This is a genomic window from Hoylesella enoeca JCM 12259, from assembly GCF_000613405.1.
GTDB lineage: Bacteria > Bacteroidota > Bacteroidia > Bacteroidales > Bacteroidaceae > Prevotella > Prevotella enoeca.
The window spans coordinates 1-18,211 of the sequence record NZ_BAIX01000028.1; the positions used below are offsets into that span (position 1 = coordinate 1).

General features: G+C 47.4%; 8 protein-coding genes and 3 pseudogenes. 3 read left to right on the forward strand and 8 right to left on the reverse strand.

Annotated features, from left to right (window positions below; genetic code table 11):
• Positions 1-242 precede the first annotated feature (242 nt).
• Positions 243-2,453 carry a RelA/SpoT family protein gene (locus JCM12259_RS08670; protein WP_025066163.1) on the reverse strand — a complete coding sequence of 737 codons (2,211 nt, stop codon included), beginning with the start codon at positions 2,451-2,453 and terminating at the stop codon, positions 243-245.
• A 128-nt stretch (positions 2,454-2,581) separates the two neighbouring features.
• Here JCM12259_RS08670 and JCM12259_RS08675 point away from each other — a divergent pair, with 128 nt between their 5' ends.
• Complete coding sequence (locus JCM12259_RS08675; protein WP_081784180.1) at positions 2,582-4,099, forward strand: DUF4301 family protein; 1,518 nt, start codon at positions 2,582-2,584, stop codon at positions 4,097-4,099.
• A 348-nt stretch (positions 4,100-4,447) separates the two neighbouring features.
• On the opposite strand, the gene JCM12259_RS14655 is transcribed toward JCM12259_RS08675, so the two are convergent.
• From JCM12259_RS14655 to JCM12259_RS14665, 4 genes and pseudogenes are all read right to left on the reverse strand, one after another.
• On the reverse strand, positions 4,448-5,143 hold the full coding sequence (locus tag JCM12259_RS14655) for a glycoside hydrolase family 25 protein (protein ID WP_148299604.1): 696 nt from the start codon (positions 5,141-5,143) through the stop codon (positions 4,448-4,450).
• A 7-nt stretch (positions 5,144-5,150) separates the two neighbouring features.
• Entirely contained in the window at positions 5,151-5,438 is a 288-nt protein-coding gene (locus tag JCM12259_RS16195; RefSeq protein ID WP_234396586.1) for a DUF4251 domain-containing protein, read from the reverse strand.
• 20 nt (positions 5,439-5,458) lie between these two features.
• Positions 5,459-5,650 (reverse strand): hypothetical protein, encoded by a 192-nt coding sequence (locus tag JCM12259_RS16200; RefSeq protein WP_081784182.1) that lies wholly within the window; start codon positions 5,648-5,650, stop codon positions 5,459-5,461.
• A gap of 385 nt (positions 5,651-6,035) precedes the next feature.
• Positions 6,036-6,613 (reverse strand): annotated as a pseudogene (locus JCM12259_RS14665) (GNAT family N-acetyltransferase).
• 383 nt (positions 6,614-6,996) lie between these two features.
• Between JCM12259_RS14665 and JCM12259_RS08695 the strand changes: the two are divergent.
• Positions 6,997-7,818 (forward strand): AAA family ATPase, encoded by an 822-nt coding sequence (locus tag JCM12259_RS08695; protein ID WP_025066165.1) that lies wholly within the window; start codon positions 6,997-6,999, stop codon positions 7,816-7,818.
• A 7-nt stretch (positions 7,819-7,825) separates the two neighbouring features.
• Positions 7,826-8,857 (forward strand): DUF4435 domain-containing protein, encoded by a 1,032-nt coding sequence (locus JCM12259_RS08700; RefSeq protein WP_025066166.1) that lies wholly within the window; start codon positions 7,826-7,828, stop codon positions 8,855-8,857.
• Positions 8,858-9,221: 364 nt separating this feature from the next.
• Here JCM12259_RS08700 and JCM12259_RS08705 read toward each other — a convergent pair whose 3' ends face one another.
• The 3 genes and pseudogenes from JCM12259_RS08705 to sov (JCM12259_RS17890) all read right to left on the reverse strand — a co-directional run.
• Complete coding sequence (locus JCM12259_RS08705) at positions 9,222-10,574, reverse strand: MATE family efflux transporter (protein ID WP_025066167.1); 1,353 nt, start codon at positions 10,572-10,574, stop codon at positions 9,222-9,224.
• Positions 10,575-10,697: 123 nt separating this feature from the next.
• Positions 10,698-12,422: pseudogene (gene sov / locus JCM12259_RS17885) on the reverse strand (T9SS outer membrane translocon Sov/SprA); the annotation flags it as partial.
• Positions 12,423-13,433: 1,011 nt separating this feature from the next.
• Positions 13,434-18,199 (reverse strand): annotated as a pseudogene (sov, locus tag JCM12259_RS17890) (T9SS outer membrane translocon Sov/SprA); the annotation flags it as partial.
• Positions 18,200-18,211 lie beyond the last annotated feature (12 nt).

Sequence of the window (18,211 nt, forward strand, 5' to 3'; positions counted from 1 at the left end):
CGAAGTTCTTTTGCATCGCGTTACGGCTGTTTATATTTGCTTGTTTAATCATACTTCTCGTTTGATCCTTTTTTGATCAGTCCCTCTCTTGTTCAGACCCCCATCCCCCTAACTTAGGGGGCGAAGGAGGCGAAAGGAATTGTCAAAACTGGCGGCAAAGGTAAGTAATAAATCTTAACCGTGCAAATGTTTTAAAAGAAAAGTGTGAAGAATGGATTTATGCTCGGTTGGTTTCAATAAGACTATATGCGACTGATCTGTTTGACGCCCTTGACGATACGAAGTTTCTTCAACAGCGCTTCCAACTTGCTCACATCATCGAGCTGAACGACCAAATTGCCGCGGAATAGACCGTCGTGCGAATCGATGTTGATGCTCCGCAACACGGTCTTTTCTTCTTTGGCGATGATGCTCGTGATGTTGTTGACGATGCCGATGTCGTCGTTTCCGATCACGTTGAGCGTGATGCTATATTGCGACGAACCCTTGCCGCTCCAGCGCGCTTTCACGATTCGGTAACCGAAACGCCGCCGCAGTTCGGGCGCATTGGGACAATCGGTGCGATGAATCTTAATGCCTCCGTTGACGGTCACGAATCCGAAGACTTGATCTCCATATATGGGATGACAGCATTTGGCCAACGAATAATCCAAGCCTTTGAGATTCCGGTCGATCACCAACACGTCATCCGTGCTGTGCGTGAAGTCTTCTTCGGGATGCTCAAAACTGAACGTGTCGGCACTTTGCGTAGCTTTCGGCGCGTTGACATTCATTTCGTGATTGCGCACTTCAACATAGGTATCGATGATTTCATTGAGATTCAGTTTCTCTTCGGCCACTTGCCGATAGAAATCAGACACCTCTTTGAATCCCATTTTTTTGATGGTGTGATAGAGAAAAGCCTCTTCGAGTTCGATCTTCCGGTTTTTGAAACGCCGTTCGAGCAACTCTTTCGCATAGAGACTATCCTTGGTTTGCGTCTCTTTCAGCGCCAAACGAATCTTCGATTTGGCCCTGCCCGTCTTGACGATATGCAACCAGTTGGGATTGGGTTTTTGATTGTTTTGCGTGAGAATTTCCACGGTGTCGCCCGAATGCAACGGCTGACGAATGGGCACATTCTTGCCGTTGATCTTACCGCCGACACAACAATTGCCCACGCCCGAGTGTATGTGATAAGCGAAGTCGAGGATGGTTGCGCCTTTGGGAAACTTAAACAGGTCGCCCTTCGGCGTGAAAACATACACCTCGTCTTCGTAAAGATCCATCTTAAATTGGTCCATCAGTTGCAAATCATCATTGCTTTCGAGGGCCGACCGAATGTTAGCCAGCCACTCGTCGATGTTTCCTTCGCTCTTGATTCCTTTGTAACGCCAGTGCGCGGCAAGGCCATGTTCGGCCACTTCATCCATTCGCTTGGTACGGATTTGCACCTCCACCCACTTGTTGTCAGGCCCCAACACCGTGATATGCAGGCTCTCATAGCCGTTTGATTTGGGCACAGACAACCAGTCGCGAAGCCGTTTCGGATTGGGTTGATACATGTCTGTGACGATCGAATAAGTCTGCCAGCATTGCATTTTCTCTTTTTCCAAGGGCGAATCCAAGATGATGCGGATAGCGAAAAGATCGTAGATGCCCTCGAAACCGCACTTCTGTTTCTTCATCTTCTGCCATATAGAATGAATACTTTTGGTGCGTCCTTTCATGTAGAAATGCAATCCCGCCGCTTCCAATCGTGCCTGAATAGGTCCGATAAAACGCTCGATATAGGCATCACGCGAGCGTTTTGTGGCGTTGAGTTTGTCCTTGATGAGATAGTAGGCGTCGTGTTCGAGATATTTCAAACTAAGATCTTCCAACTCACTTTTCAGTTTATAGAGTCCCAGTTTGTGCGCCAACGGTGCATAGAGATACGATGACTCTTCGCTCACTTCATGCTGAGCATCGTGATTGTCGGTGTCGCGGATCTGTCGCATCAGCACCACGCGATCTGCAATCATAATGAGAATAACGCGCATATCTTCTGCAAACGAGATGAGAAGATTACGGAAATTCTCGCTTTCTATGATGGGATTCTTCTTGTACAAGCCGTGAATTTTGACCAGACCATGAATGATTTGGCCCACACTTACACCGAATTTGTCCGTGATTTCGGCCTCGCCAGCAAAGCCGTTGACCACGTTTTCATACAGCAAAATAGCCAACACGCCATCGCGTTTCAGCCCAATCTCATCAACAGCCACCTCTGCCGTCTGCAAAGAATGTAGGATGGGATTGAGTCCGAAGACATCTCTCTGAATTTGATTGTTGCGCATAGCCGAGCCGATATGCTTATACACAGCCTTTTCGTCACCTGTTTTCAACGTGCTTCCGATGCTCTTGCGCAATTTTTTCCATATCCTGACGGACTCTTCACGCTCGTTTGTCGTGAATTGAAATCTATCTTCCATGATCCGTATTTTAAATGAAACGCCCTCCAAGTAAGGCTTAATTACACATGCAAAAGTACAAAAAAGCGTTCTAAATCTTTGTCTTTTTAAGGAAACTAAGTACTTTTGTAACACTAAATCACGATATTATGCTGACAGAAAAAGATCTAAAACAAATCGCCGATCGAGGTATATCTGCGGCGCAGGTGGAGCATCAGATTGAGCAAATCAAAGCCGGTTTCCCGTTCTTAAAACTTGAATCGGCTGCCGCTGTGGGTCATGGCATCGTGGCACCGAATGCCGATGACTGTGAGAAATACATCAATGTGTGGAATCGATATAAGTCGGGCGCGCACCGAATCGTCAAGTTTGTGCCGGCTTCGGGTGCTGCCAGCCGAATGTTCAAAGACTTATTCGCTTTCCTGCATGCTGATTACGATGTGCCGACAACGGATTTCGAGAAACAGTTTTTTGAGCATATCCGTGAGTTTGCATTCCGTAAAGAGCTGTGCAGTCAATGCAAACGAAATGTCAAGAAGAGTGTTTGCACGCTGTTGGAAGAGGGTAATTACAAAGAGATTGTGGCCGAATTGCTCGAAGCGAAAGGCCTCGATTACGGCAATCTGCCCAAAGGATTGCTCCTTTTTCACAACTACGAAGATGGTCCGCGTACACCGATGGAAGAGCATTTGGTGGAAGCGGCGCTTTATGCAGCATCCGGTGGCGAAGCTAACGTGCATTTCACGGTGAGTCACGATCATCTTGCCCTGTTTGAACAAAAGGTTGCCGAGAAGGAGGAAATGTATTCCAAGCGTTTCGGCGTGCGTTATCACATCAGTTTCTCAGAGCAAAAGCCGAGCACGGACACCATTGCCGTCAACCTCGACAACACACCGTTTCGTGACGAAGACGGTTCACTCGTTTTCCGCCCGGCCGGTCACGGTGCGCTGATTGAGAATCTGAACGAAATCGATGCAGATATAATCTTCATCAAAAACATCGACAATGTGGTGCCGGATCGACTCAAAGACGAAACCGTGAGATACAAACAGGTCATCGCCGGGCTATTGGTGGATTGTCAGAAGCAGGTATTCGCTTATCTCGACCAGCTTGAAAACGGTTCATATACGCGCCAACAACTCGAAGAGATTCTATATTTCACGGAGCAAACGCTATGTTGTTGCAAAGCAGATGCACACGAGTGGGACGACGAACAGTTAGCCGTTTACTTGCAAAAGAAACTCAATCGCCCGATGCGTGTATGCGGCGTGGTCAAGAATGTGGGTGAACCGGGCGGCGGTCCGTTCTTAACCTATAATCAAGATGGCACCGTCAGCCCGCAGATCCTTGAAAGCAGCCAGATTGATAAAGACAATTCCACTTATGTCAAGATGTTTACCGAGGGCACGCACTTCAACCCCGTAGACTTGGTTTGCGCCATCAGAGACCATCACGGCAAGCCTTTCCATCTGCCCGATTACGTGGATCCGAAGACAGGATTTATCAGTCGGAAAAGCAAAAACGGCCGCGACTTGAAAGCCTTAGAGCTTCCCGGACTTTGGAACGGCGCGATGAGCGACTGGAATACGATCTTCGTCGAAGTGCCGTTGTCCACATTCAATCCCGTGAAGACGGTCAATGATCTTCTTCGCGAACAGCATCAGTGAGTCATTTTTTATTCGTCTTGCACAACAGGTCATTGATCATTGTGCAGCAGTGAGCAGTTAGTTGCTCAATATGCTAATATTTTTTTACACGGGTGTAAATCTGAATTTACTCCCGTGTAAATTTGGATTTACACCCGTATAAAATTGAATCTGCTCAACACGATAGTACTTTTCACTCAACACGATAGTACCTTTTGCTCAACACGATAGTACTTGTTGACCAACACGATAGTACTTGTTGGCAAACCATAAAAATAAATTACATGATAACCAAGTCTCTTTCGAGGAATAAAACTCATCGAAGCAGGATATCGGAAAGCGTGGTGCCACTTTCGAAAACATCCAAATCTACCGGCGTGGAGATACCATCCACAACGCTTGATCGCTATGTTGCCAAATATGGTGCCTTCCTGCGCCGTTCACAATGGGCGAATTGGAACTGTATCGGGCAATAAACAAAAAATAACGGTTGAATTCTGGGGCAAGATTCTCATTATAAAACTTCGTGTAACTATACAGAATCGGCGCCCGACCGTAATGTTTCTCAACGAGTTTCATAAAACGCGACAGACTATCCTGCAATTGCTGGCGAGTCCAACCACGCACACCATCCCACTCCACATCCACCATCGGAATCAGCATTTGTTGTTTGGCGATCACCCGCGATTTGAAATTCACAAACTGAGAAACAACTGCACTCGACGACGTGAGATAGTGATAGGCTCCCACATTCAATCCCGCCGCCCGCGCACCACGCATATTCCGCTCAAACATGGTATCTGTATGCGAACTCCCCTCTGTGGCTTTCACATACACGAATTGTATGTTTGGATCGTGTGCCACCCGTTTCCAATCAATCACACCTTGATGATGCGACACATCGATACCATCATAATCCAGTGCAATATGCCGATCTTTGCTCACCGGATAATCGACTGGTGCAAAGATTTCAGACCCGATAAGGCCGCAAATACCAACAAAAACGATACCCACAACGGCGAAAAACACGCGGTGCACAAGTGATTGTCGAAAATCTTTTCGCATCTTCCTATCAACGCTTCCTATCAAGAATCAATTCGCCCGAAAAACTGATCGGTTCACGGTTTTGCGGCGAAACATCCAACTGCACACGACCGTTATCAAACACCTCCACCTGATATTGATAAATGTCTTCCTCATTCCGAACCTGCCATTCAATGCGCGTCAGATTCTTTTTTGCCCGTATTGCCTGATAATCAGACAGCAAAGCCGTGAAGTTCAGTCCCTTTCCGCCACCATAAGGCACACGATAAGCTCGTCCGAAATATGGCAGATACGAAATCAGACTGTCGCCGCGCACTTCCAACGAATACCCATAACTCAGATGGCGCGCACTCCGCGCTTCGGGTAAATATAGTCAACAGCGATTTTAAAATTCCTCTTTTCAATTTCCTCATTCACTTTCTGCGCCAGCACTCTGCGCGCTTCTGCTTTCTCAGCATTTGTGAGTTGCGACACGGCACATGCCGTCATCATCAATCCCATAACTCCTAACAACATCCATTTTTGCATCTTGATCTCCTTTCTTTTACTCGGAAAGTCGTTCTTAATAGGCTCCCCTCCTTTCCGATTTCTGTGCTAAGATACGACAAATTCATGATACTTGCCCACTTGTCTATCATTAAAAAGGAGTTGTTAACAAATCCCGACAGCATATCAGACCATCCATCACATGTCCTGCATTGATGAGTGACGGTTGAGGGTTGATAGATTGTGCGCTGTAATGAACCGTTAATCCGCGTGCGAAAAACCGTTAATTGCACGCTAACTAAGCATGAATTGCCGTGCAACTAACGGTTCATTGAACTGCAAGGCCTAATTACGTGTGAGATGACTGATGAAACAACGTTTGGGGTTAAGCCAATGACGAATAACCGATTTTTATTCTTTTCGGTTGTTACTTGATCGTATATTGCAAGTGCTTCATGGGATGTCCGCCCCACGAAGTGTCGTTGATAAATTCAAAACCGACACGAGTGTAAAGATGTTCGGCTGCTGGATTACCTTTGTCTACAAGCAAACCGACAGCGGGAAAATTAAACTTGCGAGCCCGCTCAATGGAAGCCCGAAGCAGGGCCGAGGCTATGCCGCGACGCCGATAACGACTGTCCACAGCGAGACTGTCCACATAGAGTTCGCCCGCCTGCGTTTCATCGTCCATGCCGCTAAAGTCTCTCCCAAAGCTGCGCAGTGCCTCTTGAATAAAGGCTTGGCGCAATCGGTTCAGTTCGTTGCCGTCATAGGTCACGCAAATACCCGCGAGTTGTCCGTCGGCGGTCATTGCCACAAGCGTATTCCGATAACTGTATTGATCTCTTCGGCCTCAACGAGTCGCGTCATTGCGTCTTCAAAGTCGGTCAACGTGTGTTTCTCGCCGGCAAAATATTGGCAACACGCATGGTCCATAGCCAGCATAATCAGTTGCGCAATGCGTCGTGCCTGCCGTGATTCGGCAGTTGTGATTGTCACGTTCATGAATGAACTCGTTTCCAAATCAGTCAGTTGTTGAGCGATTTTTGTCATCTTTTCCTGCGTTTAATTGTCTTTGCGGTTTGAATTCGATGCAAAGATAGTGATTCGAATTGACTTAACGCCAAATTTCGTAGCATCCTTCATCACACATCATTGATCATTTTGCCGTGCAACAAACCGTTAATCAGCATGCGAGAAAGCGTTAATCACACAGCAATTAACCGTTAGTTGAACGATGTTTAACGCTTCGTTACACAGGCTCTTTGCGTCAAGTGAGCGCTGCGGACAGAGAAATTATGCTGAAAATCGTGGCTGATTGAATTTTAATTCGTATATTTGCCCGTACCAATAACTGAATTATCCATATTTAAATCATCGACAATCAATTGGCAAAATATGCAGATTACATCGAGCGAATAGAGATCGACTCGCTGTGGAGTGGTCGCCGACACGTGGTGTGGAACCTCGACAGACACGTCAATGTGCTGAGTGGCGTCAACGGAGTGGGCAAAAGCACGATCCTGAACAAGGTGGTGCGAAGCTTGAAAGACGGTGGAGAATTTTCCAGTCACTTGCTGAAAGGCGTGCACCTCACGGTGAATCCTGCCGACGCCAAGTGGATTCGGTATGACATCATACGCAGTTTTGACCGCCCGCTGATGTCGTCAGATATTATCACCAAGGTCGACATTGATCTCGTCACCGAGTTAGATTGGCAACTGTTTCAACTTCAGCGCAAGTATCTCGACTATCAGGTGAATGTGGGCAATCGCATCATCGAGACGCTACAAAGCGGCGATTCCGATGCAGCGCAGCGTGCCCAGGCGCTCTCTGAGCCCAAACGGCTATTCCAAGACATCATAGACCAGCTCTTCAAAGACACGGGCAAAACGATCATCCGCACCGAAAACGAGATTCGCTTTTCGCAAATCGGCGAAACGCTGGTGCCTTATCAGTTATCGAGCGGCGAAAAACAAATGCTCGCCATACTGTTGACCGTGCTCGTGGAAGATCGTCAAAACTACGTGCTTCTGATGGATGAGCCCGAAGTTAGTCTGCATGTGGAATGGCAACAGCAGCTCATCGACCTCATTCTCCAACTCAATCCCAACGTCCAAATCATCCTCACCACGCATTCGCCGGCCGTGATCATGAACGGTTGGATGGATCGCGTGACCGAGGTTTCGGATATAACAGACAACGAATGAAGCAGCGATGGTGAAACGGTTGAGAGACAATCTGTCGTCCAAATACTTCGAGGCAGGCAACCGTATGACCTCGAAAGCGGCCCGACGACGCATCATTGCCTATGTGGAAAGCTATGACGACATCTTCTTTTGGCGCACAATTCTGAGTCGTTTTGAAGATACCACGCGCTATTTTCAGGTGATGCTACCCTCGAAAGTGCATCAGCTGGAGCGTGGCAAGAAAGCTGTGCTCATGCGATTGTTAGGACATAATGTGGGCAAAGACATGATTGCATGCGTCGATGCAGACTATGATTATCTGCTGCAAGGAGCCACCGCCATATCGAAAGAGGTGTGCACCAATCCTTATATATTCCACACCTACGGCTATGCCATCGAAAATCTGCAATGTTTTGCACCTGCCTTGCACGATATTACGGTAGCAGTGACGCTGAACGATCATGCAATCTTCGATTTCGAAAACTTTTTCCGGCAATATTCCGAAGCCATTTTCCCACTCTTTGTTTGGAACATCTGGTATTACAGAAGCACACACTACGGCGACTTCACGATGACAGACTTCAATCGAGCGATCACCGTCGGCCATATCAATCTGCAAAATCCGTTGGCGGCTCTCGATCATCTGCGACACCGAGTGGGGCAAAAGATCAAGCAGTTGCAGGCTCTCAATCCTACGGCCAAAAGCTCTTATCTGCAAGTGAAAGACGATATCAAACGGCTGGGAGTGACTCCACAGACCACCTACTTGTATATACAAGGTCACCATTTGTTTGATTCACTCATTGCTCCGCTGCTCGGTCGCGTGTGTGACAGGCTCGTCAGAGAACGCGAACACGAGATTTACACGCAGGCAAAACATGCAATCCAGCTTCACAACGAGCTATCGTCCTACAAACATAGCATCGAAGATATCACCTCAATGTTGAAAAGAGGAATGGGATTTTTAAACTCTCCACAAGTGGAAAGCATCTATGCAGATGTCGAAAAGTATTTGAATGCGACACGAGACGACACATCTTTGATCATTCATCCTACATAATAACTAATTCTGTCATTAACTCTTATAACGCAATAAACCGTTAATCAGCGTGCGATTAATGCTTAACTGCACGCTAACTAATGGCTTTTTGCATGCTGATTAACGGTTCATTGCAGCGCAAAATTATCAACTTCAGGTGTAACAAGTACTATCGTGTTGAGCAAAAAGTACTATCGTGTTGAGCAGATTCAAATTTATACGGGTGTAAATCCAAATTTACACGGGAGCAAATTCAAATTTACACCCGTGTAAAAAATATTACCGTGAAAGGTGAGATCTAATAACGTGCGCAATAGATGATGAAATGGAACTCGCGTAAAGTTAGTGAAGGATCATGCTGCATGAATGATCTCGCATAAGCATTTTATCCTTTACGTTCCTCCTCCGTCATTTCTCTAAACACTTCCAAGACGATGGGCAATGTGAGAATCGTGGCACAAATGTCGCTCATCGGCTGCGACATCTCTACGCCGGCGAGGCCGAAGAAGCGGGGCAGAACAATGATGAAAGGAATGAAAAACAGACCACTGCGCGCCGCTGCAAGCAAGTTGGCCCGCCACGGTTTACGAATGGTTTGCAGAAGCATGTTGCTCAGCATGATTAGTCCACACAAAGGCAGCGTCGAGAGTTGCCAACGCAGGGCATCACGACCGATATCAATCACATCGGGATCACGCCGAAAGAGATCGATAATGCCGTCTGAAAAAATCCATCCCAACACCGAACACACCAGTAGAAACGCCGTGCTGAACCGCACGCTGAACCAAAATCCCTCTCTGACACGTGCATAGAGCTGTGCACCATAGCAAAAACCGCAAAACGGCTGGAAGCCTTGTCCGAAGCCGATGACTGTCGCCATCACCATCATTGTGAATCTGCTGACAATCGACATAGCCGCAATGGCTGCGTCGCCATAGGTTCCTGCGCCCACATTGAGCATCACCGTGGCCAGCGAAGTGAGCCCTTGGCGCGACAGCGAAGGCGTTCCGCCGGCCATGATTTCGCGAATATAGACGGCCGAACGCGAGAAATTGCGCCATCGGATGCGAATACTTCCACCGCGACGAGTCATCTGCAACAGAATGAAAAAGCTCGAAGCCTGTCCGATTACGGTTGCAAGTGCAGCCCCGCTCACACCCATTCCGAAACCAAAGATAAACACCGGATCGAGTGCTACATTGAGAACGGCTCCCGCTACAATACCACGCATTGCATAATTGGCATTTCCCTGGAATCGCATCTGATTATTAAGCGTAAGCGAACCGGTGACAAACGGTGCACCGAGCAGCACGATTCCCATGTAACGCTCGGTATATGGCAGAATGGTTGGTGTGCTTCCGAGCATCACCGACAACGGAGACAGCAGCGCTTCACCCACAATTAAGATTACGATTCCTGTCAAAAGAGCATAAAAAAAAGCTGTGGCGGCCATCACTTCGGCATTCCGATGACGCTTCGCTCCTAATTCGCGGGAGATGTAATTGCCTGATCCGTTACCGAAAAAGAAACTGAAAGCCTGAATAAAAAACATCACAGAGAAGACGATTCCCACAGCAGCCGTAGACTGGGTATCGATCTTTCCCACGAAGAAAGTATCTGCCACGTTATACAAACTGATGACAAGCATACTGATAATGGTAGGCACTGCCATCGTGCCGATTACCCGATGAATAGGCCCTTGAGTAAGAAACGTATAATTATCTCGCTCTATTTTCATTCTCATCTTTTGCTAATTAAGAAATCTTTGCATTCTTTTATAAGTTGCAAAGATAACGATTAAAAGAGTATGAAATATGGAAACGAATCAATTTAATGGTGTTTTAACACTCCGAATCACTCACTAACGCGTCAGCGAGAACTTCACGCTAAGACCGAAGTCGTGTGTTGTCGTGGGATAACTCGTACTGCTCAGGAGTGGGATATTGGTCTGATGATCATAATAAAAACTCATTGTAAGAAGACGAGAAAGTGTGTAGTCGGCCATCAAACTCAGTTTGAAAGCCGTATTCCCACTACCGGCGACACTGGTTATTGTAGCTATGTTGCGGGTGATGGATGCCTGCCGGCGATAGCTGAGATCACAACGCAGATTGAGTTCGTGATTGACCCCGTTTCCAACTAACGGCTTTTCGGGTTGCGATTGACGGTCTTTTGCAGTGCGTTTAACGGTCTTTCGTCGTGCGTTTAACGGCAAGTGAGAGCCGAACAAACGTAAGTCGTTGATTTTATAACCCATACCCAACACCCAATCGCGGCTGACGGCCTCGTTGATTTGCACACTTGTCATACTGAGCGACAATATTCGGGTAGTTCGATATTCTATTTTTGCAGTGAAGTTGTTTTGAAATGTCATATCGACTCCGAGTAACGGTGCGAATGCTTCATTGATACTCACTGTCGAAACGTTGTATTTGCTACTGGGAATAGGTGCCCCCGTGGCGGCATCGGATATGAAACCGAGTCCATTCATATACTCTACGAATGTACTGTAAGAACTGTATGAACCAACAGCATAAACGCTTTTATAAGCGTGATTGAGGTTAATGCTTTTGAAAACGCTGCTGAACCACGGCAGTTGTGATAATCCGCTGTAACGCAAAGTCCAGTTAGGCAGCATACGGGTAAGGGCCGGGAAGATGCTCAAAACCTTTCCGCCCATCGCCGTATATGTAGAAAGAAAAGCCGGAATCATTACATCCGCACTATAAGTATTCACTTTCCCGTTAACCGGATCGAACTTCCGACCAGCCAATGAAGTACCTTTCGGATAAATGGCATCGGTATATTGTGCTTCCACCCGATTGCGGAAATCGGATAAAGAATGGCAGAAACGCTCGAAAGAAGCACTCCGATAACCGCTTGAAGCATTTCCGATACCCTCGAAACTGCTGCCGATCGAAATTGTGGTCATCGTAAATGTGCCACTCTCTGTGGTGGGACTGCCGGCATACATATACTGAATGCGCCGGGCACGCGATATCATTCTACTGGCATTAAGGTTAATTTTGAGATTACGAATGGGCTCAAGCACAGCACGAATTTGCAAGTCTTCCGTTCGGTTCGACGTGGCCGGTGTGGCAACAGAGTCGTTCATCAGCAACCAATCGTTGGCCCGTGCACGATCGATATACGAGTCGTCGACCAATCCGAAAGCGAAATCCAGTCCCGGACTCAACGCGCTCGTGCCGCGAGTTTGACCGAATGCGTCACCTATTGTAGGCATAAACCCCGGTAACGACATTGAAAACTGATTACGATAATAGCCACTGACGTCACGTACGAGCATCAACACACGGGCTAAAGTCTGTGCCGTACGATACCAATGCTTGGTTTCCAACGGCTCTTTCGGCGTGACGGTGAGCTTCAATTTGATGACAGAGTCTACCTTATTAATAATATGTAGGGTGTTGTCATTCAGTTTCCGGAATTTCAGTTTGAACGTTTTCCCGTCCTCGGTGCGGGCCAATACGGTAATACGCCGCGTGTGCTTGTTGTGTAAAACATCGATAGCGGTGTCAGGCCGAAGCGTTATCTCACGCTCGAAACTACGCTGATTGCGCGGCAAAGTACTGTCGAGCATATCGCGATTGCGATTTTTCGGCGCTCGTTTCCTGTTGTTGGAAGACACTAATCTGCTGAATCTCTCGTTGGCTTTGCGTAGAAACGGAATATGATTATACAGTCGTTCGAAACTGAAAGAACCATTAATATTCAGGTCACGATTTATTGAAATGGTATTGCCTAAGGAGGTTCCGTCATCCAAATTGGTGCCGCGTACCCAGTTATAAGTCGCATTGTAATTGGCGTCTGCATTTATCCAGTCGAAAATCGGAATGAGATTGAGCGGCAACTGGTATGAAAGCGAGAAACGTTGAGCATAATCTAAGGGTGTACCCAGGTGCAGAATGCTGGTCCAGACAGAGTCTTTCCAGGCTTGATAACGGTCAGGATAAAGATCTTTATTTACTGGCGTGTAAGGCTGTTCTATCTCTGCGTGGGTCGCACTGTGGTAGTTGAGATGCAGATTACGCGTTAAATCCCAGCGTAAAGACAAGTCACGATTCCACTGAAATTGCGAATTGAACGTCAAGGGAAGCTTCGTGCCCGTGGTATTTTCCATATCCCGCTCTTGCAATTCATAGTAATTGCGGTTAATGTCGCTGTTGAACGCGATGTTCTGAGGCAACCAATTGAATCCGAATTGGCGCACGATATCCAACCATTTGGATCTGTTGCGAATCCCTCGAAAGAGTTCCAAGGGCCTATATACAGGTGTCCAACTGTAAGAAAGAGCCCCTTTCCAATTGTCTTCTCGTTCATATACAGTGGTCTTTCCGCTTGTATAGCGGTGCGAGTGACTGTAAGAGAGGGAAAAATTAGCAGGATCATAAGGCATCGGATGCCGCTTGGTCTGTATGCCTACACGCACATTCGAGAGCGCAAAGTTGGTGTTCGTGGTCTTCGTCACGGCAATACGTTCCAGCGAATCGCGCTCATTTGGGGTGCGGATGGCATCAAGTGCCTCTTTCAATTCCATATCATTATCAAGCGGATTATATTTCGGGCGCAGCTCTTCTTTTGTTACAGAGTAGTAAAGCGGTGCACTAACTTTGGCCTTGTCGGGGAAAAACTTACCCAATTCAAGGCTTGTTGTCACGCTGTAAGTCTTGTAATCGTCGGTAGATCGCTCGTTAACACCCTGTTCCAAACCGCCGAATCCGTTGGTCATATAACGTCCTTGAACATTCAACTGACCAAAATCCGAAAGCTGCATATTGAGATTTCCCTGCGCCGCCCAGCCTCCTTTATTATTATAGTCACGCAGTCGCAATTCGTTAACCCACACCTCTCCCGACTTCACCTGCGACGACTTATTGCGCACACCGATAATCATTGTCTTGACTTCTCCCAATGTCGGGTTTCCCATAATGCTCATTTGATTACCTGGATGACTGTCATCGAAAGCGCTGAACACGTGATTATAAGATGCACGACCTTCATTCTTAGCTACATTTCGGGCCTTTTTCAACTTGGTAAAAACCCGCAATGGGATGTCAAGCATATTGTCCTCGGGCCATACCTGACGGCTACTCGCTGCAGAACGAATGCTGTATTTGCCTGGCGGAGTGAGCTTCAGCGGTATCTCATATTCGTAATAGTTGTTCTTATAATCGCTTCCCAAACGGACGAACACGGCCAATTCGTCGTTTGAAAGATCTGTCGTATTCTGCTCCATAGCATTCGCGTGAACAAACATCTGCAATCGTCTGTATTGCCGAAGATCTAATGCCGTATTCTTGTAAACAGCTTTTGCCTCGCCCGCTCCTAAGTTTTTAACCACCAAACTCAGTGCCTGCTCATTATTTTCCACCAACTGCGGCTGCGTGGGATCGAGTGAACGCTCGATTCCCGGAGGCAAAACATAATTGACAGGAACCTTATCTCCGTTCTCTTCTACATTGACAGCGCTCATCGTCAAGGTACCGGATTGCGGCACAGAGTTATCCAAATTCTGTTCGTACACACGCCATTCACCCCGCACAAGGTCAAGATTGGCAAAGCGAAGAACCACCGGATGACGGAAACCCGTTAAAAACATACGCATAAACCGAATGCTGGTGAAATCGCTGATGGCACCTTCCCGCCGCTCATATTCGGACAAAGGAATACGAAACTGATACCAAGTTTCTACCTCATCTTTCTTTCCATTGCGCAGCGAAGGCATCACTTCACGTTTATCTACGATGTGATTGCGCCCCACGACAAGGTCTGCTGGACGAATGGAAAGATGATACTGATAATATTTCTCATACTCATTGAGCGTGTAATCTTGGTTGATATCCTCTACGTCGGGCGTAGTTTTATAAGACGTGTCATAGCGTTCGGTGCGGCTACTTGTATCGGGCGAGTTGCCTGAGGATTGTTGATGTATTTATATCTACGCAGAATAGAAGCCTGCATAGCATCATAATCGCTGCCGCGGAAATAATGATAGTCGTCGTGAGCAACGTCCCGACGAATCGAATCAAGCACAGTTGAGTTCACTTTTGCCTGCACAGCGCTGATAAACGACTGATAAGGACCGAACGAAAGTTCCTCTTCGTCATTCAGTCCGTTATATCCTACGTCCTGTAAAGCACGACTTCCACCACTCGTTGCGAATGCATACGTCACTGTAGATTGCGTAGGCACCTTACCCCATTGCGTCGTAACGAAAGTTGACGAACCGTCGACGGGCATCCCGCTTTCATAAAATTTCTTCCCGTCTCGCAGCACATCTTCACTCACTTCACCCAAATTGATGTAGAAATCACCGCCGTATTCGCCGGCATTCGGCCGTTTGGCAGACTCGATAAAGGGATCGAGCATCCAGAATTCGATATACTCCACGTTGGCGGTTTCAAAATCATTTGTATCCAATTTACGCATCATTCCACCCCAATGCTGCGTCGGATTGTTAAGCGTTCCATCGGAATTGAGGTCGGGATTGAAGTTATACGGCCCGCGTTCGTTAGGATAATAGGCAATATTTAATATCGGAATCGTAGACACACCACCATTATAGCCACTCACATCACGATTGGGAAAGAGATCGCGTACATACACTTCGCGCACGTAATGATTAGAAAGCTGGTCGAGATCGCTCTTGATATGCGCAGGCGTTAACGAACTGCTGCGACGCGTAAAGAGCGGATCGATGGTATACCAAGCCATCTGACTGCGGTTGAATCCGCTGCGAAGCGACGTTTTATCGCGGTGTTCGGCAAACATAGAAGGCACGCTCGACAGCGTCCAAGATGTCGGAGTACTCACGTCAATAACCGACTTTGTATTCTCAAAGTCGTCTAAATAAGAAGCATTATCTTGTGTTCCGCTGTTTTGTCCGGCAATAAGCTGAGCAAATTCTCCCGTAAACGAGATGTTCGAAGGCCTCGTAACGTGAAGAAATGGAATCTTATCAAGCATATTGGTCAACCACTGACTCTCTTTCTTCCAGTTGAGATTGACGCCCCAAAGCGTGTTGTTTAACGGTTCCGCACCCATCGTTACCTTGTTGGTCAATGCCTGTTCGGACAAGTGTTGAATAGTTCCGCTGAGCTGAAAGTCTTTTGTGAAGTTATATTCCCAATTCATTCCGAACATCGTTTTGCGCCGTTGACCATAGTCGGTATTGCTTTCGAGCGACACATTGACGGCTGTTCCCGCATCGAGAATACTCTGATTGAGAATGGTTACTTCTCCCGCACTGTAATCAACGCTGTAATCTGTTCCTTCGGTAAGCCTCACACCGCCCGCAGTAACCACGACCGACCCGGGAGGAACATTGGTCGCACCGAGCGAAATGACGTTAGCCGATGTGCCGCGGAAGTGTCCCGAGAGCACAAATTTATTCTTTTCGGCTATCTGCTTAGCAACAGTCTTCGTACTATCGTATAGTTCCGTGAAGCTGTATCGCGCTGCTTTGTCGGCCGATACACCGTGACTCACGAGATAGTGATATAGATATTGCCCGAAAGGTTCAACCTTGGGGAAGAACACCCGACCATTATTTACCGTGTAACCCTCAACAAAATCAAAGTGTCCGTTGGCATTTGGCCTGTTGTTTTGATCCAGACGGTCGGCGCCGAGCAATCTGATCAGCGGCTGATCTTTTACACTCGGTTCGGGAAGATAAGTGAGATAAACACCCGTTGTATCGCTCTGATATTTCACATCAAGCTTAAACCGATTGCGTTCGACAGTAGATGCAAGATAATAAACGTTTTTCATCATCAAGTCCCAGTTACCCTGAGCCGGCGAATTACCGGTATTCTTCAACGACTTGACAAAGAGTGCTTGGCGCGTATCAGTGATATCCGAAGCAAATTCGCCCACTTGATAAGTCTGCCCGCCATAAGTGTATTCATAAGCTACGGCCAACACCTGATCGGTTTGCAATCCGGCCCGCAGCGATAAATAACCCAACGCCGAATTCACCGTATATTCCGATGAATTGAGAAGCCTGGCACTGGCTATCTTCTCATAGTCACTACCACCCGTAAAATGACCGATCGCATCAAGAACAGCCGACGTTTGATCAATGTCGCGTGCTGCAACGTAGGGCCCTACCATTGCTGCATATTCCGTATTAGCTTTGTTCGACGGTACGTTTCCCGATGAAGTCCACAGCGGATTGGATATTTTTTGATTCTCACCCAAGTCCGTCAACGCCACGATATTACGCGTATTGGCCGTTGTTCCGGTTTTATTCGTCACCCAAACTTCTACCCGATTCACGCGGATTCCAGTCGTGACATTAGGCAACATCGACATACCCGCATCGTAGTGATCACGAAAATACTGGGCAAGAAAGAAGTGGCGGTTTTCCTCATAATTGGCGGCATCGATTTCGAAAGGGGTGAGCTGCACCCCCCCTTGTGATGACATGCTCTTCGAAGTGCTTTTCTTCTGCGAGGCAACCAGTTGGAGTTTCAATTTGCCAAACTGCAAGTCGGTGCGGATTCCGAATAGAGATGTGGCGCCGGTGATGAGCGATGAATTAGAAGGAAACGACACATTACCGCCTTCGATGAGCTTGATGATGTCGTCTTCCTTACCATCGTATTTGAGTTTCAGATTCTGCGCGTCGAAATCAAAGGTGGCATCCGTGTTATAATTCAAGTTCATATTCACCCGATCGCCAACGCGTCCGTTCACATTCAGATTGATTTTCTCATCAAAATCCAATGCCGTTGTGCGTCGGTTACGGATGGGTAACGAAGGATTATCGATACTCGTCAGTCGGGCACCTAACTTCAATTCGGCCGTTCCTTGTGTTTTAATGCGCACTCCACCCGGACCGAAGATCTTTTCGGCCGGACCCAGATCGAAGTGCATATTCGAGAAATCGAATTTCTCTTTACCTTTTGCCTGATAGATCTCTGTGTTTTTCGAGCGAAAAAAAGCCGACCACTCCCGACGTCCGCTCCATTTGAGATATTCATCGGGTGTCATCATCACGGGCGCCGACACATAAGTACCGCCAATTTTGGTACCAATGATATACCGATCGAGCGTATCGTTGTAGACCACCGACTGCCTGAGATTATCCGGGCGATGCAAATCTGTGGGGCGTATATCCAAATCCGAGAGTGTGACGGGCATCGTTCGTTGCACTTTCCAGCGCGGATGCAACAGCGAATCAGGCACTGTGTCTTCGTCCATCGACACGGGTTGGCTGGCGATCCGGATGTCTTTGTGTTGCACGGAATCTCGTTTCTGCTTCTGCACACTGGGCTTGCGTGGCAGCCGCCTGTCACTTTGGCGTGCGGGTATGATAGCAGCATAGCTCGCCACAACCATGGAGAGCAACAG

Bases quoted from the DNA above. Each gene is read 5' to 3' on its own strand.
- JCM12259_RS16200 (WP_081784182.1), bottom strand. From the start codon at position 5,650: ATGCAAAAATGGATGTTGTTAGGAGTTATGGGATTGATGATGACGGCA.
- JCM12259_RS08700 (WP_025066166.1), top strand. From the start codon at position 7,826: ATGGTGAAACGGTTGAGAGACAATCTGTCGTCCAAATACTTCGAGGCA.
- JCM12259_RS08675 (WP_081784180.1), top strand. From the start codon at position 2,582: ATGCTGACAGAAAAAGATCTAAAACAAATCGCCGATCGAGGTATATCT.
- JCM12259_RS08670 (WP_025066163.1), bottom strand. From the start codon at position 2,453: ATGGAAGATAGATTTCAATTCACGACAAACGAGCGTGAAGAGTCCGTC.
- JCM12259_RS08705 (WP_025066167.1), bottom strand. From the start codon at position 10,574: ATGAAAATAGAGCGAGATAATTATACGTTTCTTACTCAAGGGCCTATT.
- JCM12259_RS14655 (WP_148299604.1), bottom strand. From the start codon at position 5,143: ATGCGAAAAGATTTTCGACAATCACTTGTGCACCGCGTGTTTTTCGCC.